General features: G+C 72.5%; 2 protein-coding genes. Both read right to left on the bottom strand.

What is annotated here, in order from left to right; genetic code table 11:
- Positions 1-135: 135 nt before the first annotated feature.
- Complete coding sequence (locus tag PROKR_RS15610) at positions 136-975, bottom strand: PP2C family protein-serine/threonine phosphatase (RefSeq protein WP_036964544.1); 840 nt, start codon at positions 973-975, stop codon at positions 136-138.
- Positions 972-1463 (bottom strand): FHA domain-containing protein (locus tag PROKR_RS15605; protein ID WP_036964542.1); only part of this gene is annotated, 492 nt, incomplete at its 5' end. The genes PROKR_RS15610 and PROKR_RS15605, both read right to left, overlap by 4 nt.

The raw sequence follows: 1463 nt of genomic DNA, 5'->3' as shown, positions 1-1463 counted from the left end.
ACCCCGCCGTCCGGCCGGTCGAGCGCCGTCCAGAGCGCGTCGACGACGCCGGCGGGTGCGGGCCCGGGCAGCACGACCACCGTGTTGTTGCGGACCACCACCCGCGCGGAACCCTCGCTGTAGTGCACCGTCATGTCAGACCCCCTGGGTTCTTGCTTCGTGCTCTTCTCGCGGCAGGGTGTCCTCGTCCATCTCCGCCCCCGCCCGTGGCGCTGTCGACGAGCCTAAGGTCTCGTGGTCCACGCCGGTCACGTCGACCACGACCACCGTGATGTTGTCCCGGCCACCGGCCTGGATCGCGGCGTTGACCAGGTGCCCGGCGGCTCGCTCCGGGTCCGGCTGCTCCAGCAGGATCGTCGTGATCTGCTCGTCGGTCAGCTCGCCGGTGAGGCCGTCGGAGCAGACCAGCACGCGGTCGTGCAGCGTGACCGGGATGTACCGGAAGTCGGCGCGGACGTCGTCCTGGGCGCCGAGGGCGCGCGTGATGACGTTCCGCCGAGGGTGGATGCGGGCCTGTTCCATCGTGATGGTGCCCGCGTCCACGAGCTCCTGCACCTCGGAGTGGTCCACGCTCACCTGTGTGAGCAGACCGCCCGACAGGATGTAGGTTCGCGAGTCGCCGACGTTCACGAACAGCCAGTACGGCACGTCCTCGCGCTCGTCGACCAGCACGCCCGTCAGGGTGGTGCCGGGCGCGTTGCCCGAGTCCGTCTCGATGGCGCGGACCCGCTGCTGAGCGATCTCGAGGAAAGCCTCCACCAGGGCCGGCTCGACCTTCTCGATGTCGGCGAGACCGCTGAGCGCGGCCAGCGCCTCCGCGCTGGCCACCTCACCCGCCTCGTGGCCACCCATGCCGTCGGCCACGAAGAACACCCGGCCGGTGGCCAGGTATCCGTCCTCGTTGAGGGACCGACGCCGACCCTGGTGCGAGGCCGCACCCCAGATCGTCGTCAGCCCCTGCTCCTGCTGGGTCATGCCCTGGACTCGTCGGCGTGCACGACCAGACGGCGGTCCCCGACGTGGATGGTCGAGCCGACCGGCACCCGGACGCGCGCGCCCGGCTCCGCGACCTGCGGCGAGCGGCCCGGCGCCGAGACGACCGTGCCGTTCGTGGACCCACGGTCCGTCAACCACAGCCCCGCGGAGTCCACGCCGAGCTCGGCATGGTTCTTGGACACCGACCGGGTCGGGTCGTCCACGCGCACGAGGATGTACCCCGTACCCCCGGACGCCTGCGGGTTGCGGCCCACCAGCGCGGGGCCGTCGATGACGCGGCGCTCGCCCGACTCGAGCTCGATCGCCACGGTCACGGTGGCGGCGGGCTCGAGGATCGGCGCCTGCATCCGCGTGGCGTCCGAGAACTCGTCGGACTGCGGCGGCAGGGTCGGCTGGGCCGGCGTCGGCTGGACGGGTGCGGGCTGCACCGGTGCCGGCTGGGCCGGGGCCTGCTGCGCGGGCGCGGC

This window comes from Promicromonospora kroppenstedtii DSM 19349 (genome assembly GCF_000515355.1).
GTDB lineage: Bacteria > Actinomycetota > Actinomycetes > Actinomycetales > Cellulomonadaceae > Promicromonospora > Promicromonospora kroppenstedtii.
The sequence above is the reverse complement of the archived record's forward strand: the minus strand, read 5'-3'. Positions and strand labels throughout refer to the sequence as shown.

Bases quoted from the DNA above. Each gene is read 5' to 3' on its own strand.
- PROKR_RS15610 (WP_036964544.1), bottom strand. From the start codon at position 975: ATGACCCAGCAGGAGCAGGGGCTGACGACGATCTGGGGTGCGGCCTCG.